We start from the raw sequence: 6,714 nt of genomic DNA, 5'->3' as shown, positions 1-6,714 counted from the left end.
CCGCGACGCCCACATGGGCGTCGAAACGAACGGCGGGACACCCGCACCCGATAAGGAAGGACAAACGACAGTGGCATGGAAAGGCAACCGATCACGCCGAATCAGAAAGTCCGTGACATTCAGCGAGAGCGAGTGGCGGTGGGTCGATGATTCGCGCAAGGTCGAGAACCGTATGCGCGTCGAGGCCGGGTTGCCGGCGATCGGCTGGATGGCGTGGGCGCGGCGGCGCATCATGACCGCGCAGGCCGTTGAGGTGCATGTGCCGGCGAACATCAATGCGGTATCGGCTCAGCTGGCTCGCATCGGCAACAATGTCAACCAGATCGCGCACGCGGTCAACATCAGGCAGAGGGCAAACCATGACGATCTCATGCAGGTGCAGCAGCAGCTCGAACGGATCGAGGGCATCGTGGCCGGCATGGCGCGCAACGCGACCGACGAGTCGGAGGGACTGCCGTGGCGTATGTGAAGGTCGGACAGATCAAGGTCACGCTGGACAAGGCCGTCGCCTACATCACGAACCCCGGCAAGACGATGGACTACCGGCTTGTATCCACGAACACCGGCAACGAGGTAAACGACTCGAAGGGCATCGCCGACACGTTCATCCGCAATATCGAACACACCAAAGGAGGCGCGAAAAGGAACGGCGCGGTGCTTGCACACCACATCATCCAATCGTTCTCGCCCGACGACGAACTGACGCCCGAGGAAGCGCACAGTCTCGGCGTGAGGTTCGTGCGCGAGCTGACCGGCGGCTGCCATGACTACGTGATCGCCACGCACGTCGACAAAGGACATCTGCACAACCACATCCTTGTATGCCCGACGAACAACCTGACGCACCGCAACATGCGCGTGCAACGAAACACGCTCGCGTATTGGCGCGGGATCAGCGACCAACTGTGCCGGGAAAACGGATTGAACGTCATCGACCAGCGCCGAGCACGACCCGCACCGCAACTGAACGAACTGTACCTGACCGCCAAGGGCGTCAGCCGCAAGGACAATCTCCGCGCGATCATCGACCAAGCGTGTGCGAAGGCGAAGACGTTCGACCGTTTCATCGAGAAGATGAACGACTATGGGATCGAGGTCACGGTACGTGGCCGGCATCTCGCGTTCACCGAGATCGAGACCGGACGCAAGACGCGAGACGACAAGCTGGGTGTGAACTACAACGAACTGTCGATCATGAGCAAGCTCGACCGGCACACGCTTAACGTTGTCTCGTTCAACCAGGCGATGATCGCGGAACGTGGCGGCGGCAAGATCAAGGTCTGGCTGCCGAACACACAACGACAACTGCTGCTGACTATCCCCGTCGACCGTCTCGTACGCGACGGCAAGACATGGCGAGCCTACCTGCCAGACGACGCCAGACAGGTACTCACCGACCCGAACGGCGCATATGCGAAGACCGTTCCGTGCGACGACCTCTATCAATGGTTCTCACGTCCGGGAATTCGCATCGCCGACTACGTGCAGCGCCACATCGACCCCACGGCACACCGCAACCTGCACGGACGTCTGAAAGAAGAAGCGATCGCATGCGATCGGCTCGCGGAAAGCCTGGACGAGCTGCACGCGCTCGGCCAGGTGCTCGACGCCGGCACGACACGCATGGACATGATCGATGACCTCACCGTGAAAGTCGAACAAGGAGCGGCAAGGATGCAATCGCTCATCGTCGCCATCGCCGACGCCACCGGCCGCAACGACATCGTGGCCGTCAACCAACTCGAAACCCAACTCGATGAAGAACGCGCAGCCACAGACCGCAATGCGAGGGACGTGCTCGCGCTGCAACGCATCCTCGAACGCGACCAGCAGAAGAACGCTGACAAACAACAACGCCAACGTCAGGAAAACGTCCGTCCAAAACCGCGAAAAAACGCGGGAAGGTGAAACCGAGGCCGCCTATTCGGCCGGCCTCTTTCACCTTAACAGGAAGGAGAGCCTATGGCGGCGGAAGAACAGGCGCAGGACTACGCGATACGAGTGTTCGAAGGTGGTGCGCGCATCAGCGTCGAAGCCGGCAAATTCTTGGGGTCGAAACTGTTCCAACTGTTCGGACTCGGTATCAAGGCGGCCTCGAACGTCGTACATGACATCAGGCACAGCGGACAAGTCAGCGCCAAAACGTTGCAGAAGGACACCACGTCGCTCAAGGTCAAGGAAATCGGCGTCGAACAGAAGAACAGCATCGTCCGCGAACTCAAGAAGCAAGGCATCGCATTCCATATCGAGCGAGATAAAGCCACAGGTAAAATCTACCTGCACTTCTCCGGCAACGACGCGGACGAAGTCCGCCACGCCGTCGACAAGATCGTCGCCCGACTCAACCAGGAAACCGAACGACGCGAGCAGCAGTCCAAGACTGAGCCGACGCAGCCGGAACAAGCGGAACGTGGTCACGAGCCGACGTCGCAAACCCAAGAGATACCTGCCACACAGCAGCGAGAACAGCCGGCGACCGAGGAAATGCCGACCGTCGAACAATGGGACCGGGATTCGCCCGACAATCCCGGCTTCGATTTCACGACTGTCGACATCGATCCCGATGCCGCGATCATCTCCGCAGCTTTGGCGGAACGCGGCATCCGGTTCCGACAGGAACGAATTGACGAGCATGCGCAACGGTTCACCTACCCGGTAAGTCAAGCCACCAAAGTGGCGCAGATGATCGAAGACCTCATCGACCGCACTCCGAACCTCGATTGGAGCCGCGTCAATACGCCCAACGAAGCCGATCGACGGATACGGGAAAGCCGTGAGCCAGACCGCGACGACGGCGTCGACAAGACGGAACCGACACGTCGCAAAACCAAGGCCGAGACCATACAGAACATCAAGCAACGTGCACAGCAGCGCGTCGAACAGTCCAAAGGCGCACCGAAGCAAACGCATTCGCGCACCCGATGAACCCGAGCAAAGGAACAATCATGGCACAGGCACCAGTCCCAACACAGGACAACGCGCAATGGATCAAAACCAATCTCATCGACAAAGACCCGACGCAAAGCGCCGCCGTCGAACAACTCGCAGGTCAATGGGTCAACCACGGCATGCCCCGCGACGGCAAACTACGCGACGCGACGACAGCCATCGTCAACCAAGCGGTAACCGCACATGCACAGGCATGGCCGGCCGACGCACAATCCTTCACTCAACAGGAGATCAGCCGTGCCGTGGACCTCGTAATCGACGACATCGCCGAACAAGCGCAATTCCTCCAGACTGAACAATCCCTCAACATGGAGCAACAGCCACAGTCCGCAGCCCAAGAAGTTCCGTCGCAACGTCCGGCAGCCGAAACGCAGCCGGACGCATCACAGCCGCAGACGGCCGGAGAGCATGCAACCGAACCGGTAGCGCAAGCCAATCCTAAGAAGGAACGGTGGCCACGTGTCAACTTCCCCAACGGCTTCGTCCACCCGTTCCAACGAACCGGCAAAGACGGGCGCATATGGGAGATGATGCGCGTATCCATCCCCAACGGCGTCACGCTCAACGGCATCGACATCGGCGGCTGGCAAATGGACCGTTTCATGGACCGATACGCCAAAGAAGACAAACTCAACGGCCGTCCCGTCACCGTCAGCTTCAAACCGAACACACCCATCGAACTCTGGCGCGGCGCAGGCGAGACACGTCAAACCATGAGCATCGAAAACCCGTGGGAACTATGCAAGGCGGTCAAAACGCAACGTGAGGCATACGCCGCAGCAAAGGCCGCAGAACGCGAACAACATCAGCCGCAACAACGGATGTCGGAATTACGGGAACGATCTCACGAAGAGTCCGTTCCCGAGCCGGAAACCGACGGCGATCGAGACCATCCCGAACCGGCACAAACCCCAACCGGTATTTCGGCCATCCCGGATCACAGCGATTTCAACGACGGCGTTCCCCGAACATTCGGCGGATACCGGTTCGAGCCTCTGACCGGGGACCCGGTCACCATGCATGACCCATACGCGGTGAAACGGGGAGAAAGCAAGATGGGCGTGCTTGACGGCATCAAACAACGCGCGGAACAGCGTACGGCCGTCCAACCCGCAGCATCCGTGCCGACGCAGGTTCGCGGTAAGACGCGATGACATGGCATGACGGCCCGCGCTCTTCTCGAATGGAGGATGCGGGCCGCCGGCCGTTTGCAACATTCACAAAGGAGTAAAGGACATGGTGCGAAGAAGCCGCAAGACATCCGTGTTGACCGCCGGGGCCGAACAGCTCGCGTTCGACCTGTTCGGCGAGTCCGAAGTGCTCGACACGCAGGGCAACACGGTCGCGCAAACTGTGGTAAACGTTTTCCCAAGTGCTGCGGAGCAGCAAAAGCAAACGAACCAATCCGATGATGGAAGGACCGATCATGGACAAGAAGACATTCACGTCGCTGGACGAACTGGACGTGCCGCGACTGCCGTACAAGGTGATCGTGGAGAGCGGGGTCCACGGGGTGCAGCGCATGCGGCTGATCTGGCTCAAGGAACACTATCCGCAGCAGACACGCGAGATGATGGTGAACAACGAGCTGGAGCAGCATCTCAAGGACACGGAACGCCGGTTCCGGGAGACGAAGGCGCGGATCATGGACGAGCTGATGGAACAGCGGCACCTGCTGACCCGTTCGGACGTCATGGAAGCGCACCCGGAGATCACGGACCAGGATCGATACTTCGGGATGAAACAGTGCGAGGCCGACGCGGAGAGGATGGCCATCGAGCAAGTCGTGGAGAGCTTCTAGCAGCACTCGACCTGCAACGCGCCCGCTCGCCGCGCGAACGGGCCACTGCGAACATTCGCGCCATCCGAACCCTGGCCGAACTACGCGACAGCGGCATGACTCCGGACGAAGCCCAGATCGAGGCACTGCGCGGCTTCTCGGGCTGGGGCGGATGCGCGGACGTGTTCTCGGCGAAACCGCAATGGAGCGACCTCAACGACGAACTGTCCGACCTGCTGACCGAGGACGAGTATGCGATGGCTCGCGGCAGCACGCTTACCGCGTTCTACACGCCCGCACCGGTGGTCGATGCGATGTGGAACAAACTGCGATCGCATCTCGGCGACACGAACGAAACCGTCAACGTGCTGGAGCCGGGCTGCGGTACCGGCAACTCCCTTTCGGTGCCGCCAGACCGCAAACGGCGGCGACGACATCCCCAAACGACTGGCCGCAGCCGAAGCGAAACTCGCCTCGGCCAGCAGCCTGCTCGGCAAACCGTTCGACCGCGAAACGGAATACCAGGCAAAGAAAGCGGAACTCGCCAAACTCATAGCCGACGAGAAACGAAAGGACAGGACCAAGGAGCCATCCGTCGACGGGCAGCGAACGGAAACCGCCGGATCACAGTCGGAAGCCGTCACGACGGAACCGGCGCAAGCGCAGGTGCCGGAACCCGCCGTGGCGGCGCTGACGGTCGGCGACGCCGAGACAATGTCCGAACTGCGTCCCTTCGACCTCGACCTATTCCCGCGCGGCACGGTCGAAGCGTGGTGGAGCAACAGCCGAATAGACCATAACCGGATACCGGAAGGCTACCGCCGGTACTCGGTGCGAGTCGGCGCAACGGACGGTGCCAATGCCACGATCGAACGCAGCGTGTGGGCCGGGTACGCCGGCGACATCCTCACGCGCCAAGACCTCGACCCGCTGCTCAACGGCAACGGCGGCCTTCTTGAGATCACCGCGCGACATGAAAGCGCCCGAGAACCACTATACGTCCCCTACGTCCGTGCAGCCGCAACAGACAACGAACCAGAAAGAGCACCCATCATGCAAAGCAACGACCACCGATCCGAAAACATGAACGTCACCGCCACGACGCCACCGACCGAGGCTGTGTCCGCCGACACCCAGCAGGAACAGTCGGCCAACAAGTTCGACTACCAGCTGCTGTCGCGGCTTCAAGCCGACTGCGAGTATTACATCGAGCATCCGCACGACAAGCATCTGTGGGCGGGCGGCGTGCAGGAGCAGATCGACAAGATGCGCGAACTCTACGACAAGGTTCCGGCCAAACCCGAATGGCTCAGCAGCAAGGACATCGACCGCTACGAGCAGCGCATGACCGCAGCGTCCCTCGCCGCCAGGACCGAAGACGTTTCCCGCTCGCCGGCCGCGGACGAGTACGCCGACGATCCCGAAGTACAGGCCGAACAACAGCGCAAGACCGTGCTGACGCAGGCCATGCTCGGCACGAACGGCGTTGACGAGCCGACGCCGCAGGCCATCGACCTGCTGCACCGCATCGTCAACGAGGTCGGCGAACACGGCGCATGGCAGAACACCGCACTGGGAGAATACCGCATCATTCCCTCGGACGAGGCGCGACAGACACTGATGGACGAAGGCATGAGCGAACATCGCATCGCCGAGGCCGCATACTACGGCGGATGGAACCAGCAGCGCGACCAGTATGTGAGGTTCAACCAAGACGGCGATCTCGTCGGCTTGGACCAGGCGCAGGCAGACCGGCTCGTATGGGCGAACCGTGGCGAAATCCTCGCCCACGCGAAAGAGGACGGTATGCTGTCCGGCCAGACCGTAAGCGAAATCGACCACACTTTTAACCAGACGGACAAGCCGGAAGCCCGGACCCGTACCGGGGTGCTCGACGCGATCAAGCAGCGGGCCGACGAACGCGCCAACGCGCACACCGCGACGGATGCCCGCAACCGGGGCATCGGCCATTCGCGCTGATCGGA

General features: G+C 61.2%; 6 protein-coding genes. All 6 read left to right on the top strand.

Features of this window, described 5'->3' with window-relative positions; all coding sequences use genetic code 11:
• The first annotated feature begins 112 nt into the window (after positions 1-112).
• The 6 genes from mobC (at position 113) to GFD25_RS07595 (ending at position 6,709) form a co-directional block, all read left to right on the top strand.
• Positions 113-469, top strand: a complete 357-nt coding sequence (gene mobC / locus GFD25_RS07620; protein ID WP_338024638.1) for a plasmid mobilization relaxosome protein MobC — start codon at positions 113-115, stop codon at positions 467-469.
• Positions 457-1,908: a relaxase/mobilization nuclease domain-containing protein gene (locus GFD25_RS07615; protein WP_163231522.1), complete on the top strand. Its 1,452-nt coding sequence runs from the start codon at positions 457-459 to the stop codon at positions 1,906-1,908. Before mobC ends, GFD25_RS07615 begins: the two co-directional genes overlap by 13 nt.
• 54 nt (positions 1,909-1,962) lie before the next feature.
• The gene (locus GFD25_RS07610; RefSeq protein ID WP_163231520.1) at positions 1,963-2,925 is read left to right on the top strand and encodes a DUF3801 domain-containing protein; all 963 of its coding nucleotides are present in this window, start codon (positions 1,963-1,965) and stop codon (positions 2,923-2,925) included.
• A 20-nt stretch (positions 2,926-2,945) separates the two neighbouring features.
• Positions 2,946-4,103, top strand: a complete 1,158-nt coding sequence (locus GFD25_RS07605) for a hypothetical protein (RefSeq protein WP_163231518.1) — start codon at positions 2,946-2,948, stop codon at positions 4,101-4,103.
• Between the two features lie 272 nt (positions 4,104-4,375).
• Complete coding sequence (locus GFD25_RS07600; RefSeq protein WP_163231516.1) at positions 4,376-4,750, top strand: TnpV protein; 375 nt, start codon at positions 4,376-4,378, stop codon at positions 4,748-4,750.
• A gap of 288 nt (positions 4,751-5,038) precedes the next feature.
• On the top strand, positions 5,039-6,709 hold the full coding sequence (locus GFD25_RS07595; protein ID WP_163231514.1) for an LPD11 domain-containing protein: 1,671 nt from the start codon (positions 5,039-5,041) through the stop codon (positions 6,707-6,709).
• Positions 6,710-6,714: the final 5 nt, after the last annotated feature.

The sequence above is a fragment of the Bifidobacterium aerophilum genome (assembly GCF_010667685.1).
GTDB lineage: Bacteria > Actinomycetota > Actinomycetes > Actinomycetales > Bifidobacteriaceae > Bifidobacterium > Bifidobacterium aerophilum.
Note: the sequence above shows the minus strand (reverse complement) of the source record. Positions and strands in the feature narration are given on the sequence as shown.

Coding starts and splice junctions, on each gene's coding strand:
- GFD25_RS07605 (WP_163231518.1), top strand. CDS start 2,946: ATGGCACAGGCACCAGTCCCAACACAGGACAACGCGCAATGGATCAAA.
- GFD25_RS07600 (WP_163231516.1), top strand. CDS start 4,376: ATGGACAAGAAGACATTCACGTCGCTGGACGAACTGGACGTGCCGCGA.
- GFD25_RS07610 (WP_163231520.1), top strand. CDS start 1,963: ATGGCGGCGGAAGAACAGGCGCAGGACTACGCGATACGAGTGTTCGAA.
- GFD25_RS07595 (WP_163231514.1), top strand. CDS start 5,039: ATGCGATGTGGAACAAACTGCGATCGCATCTCGGCGACACGAACGAAA.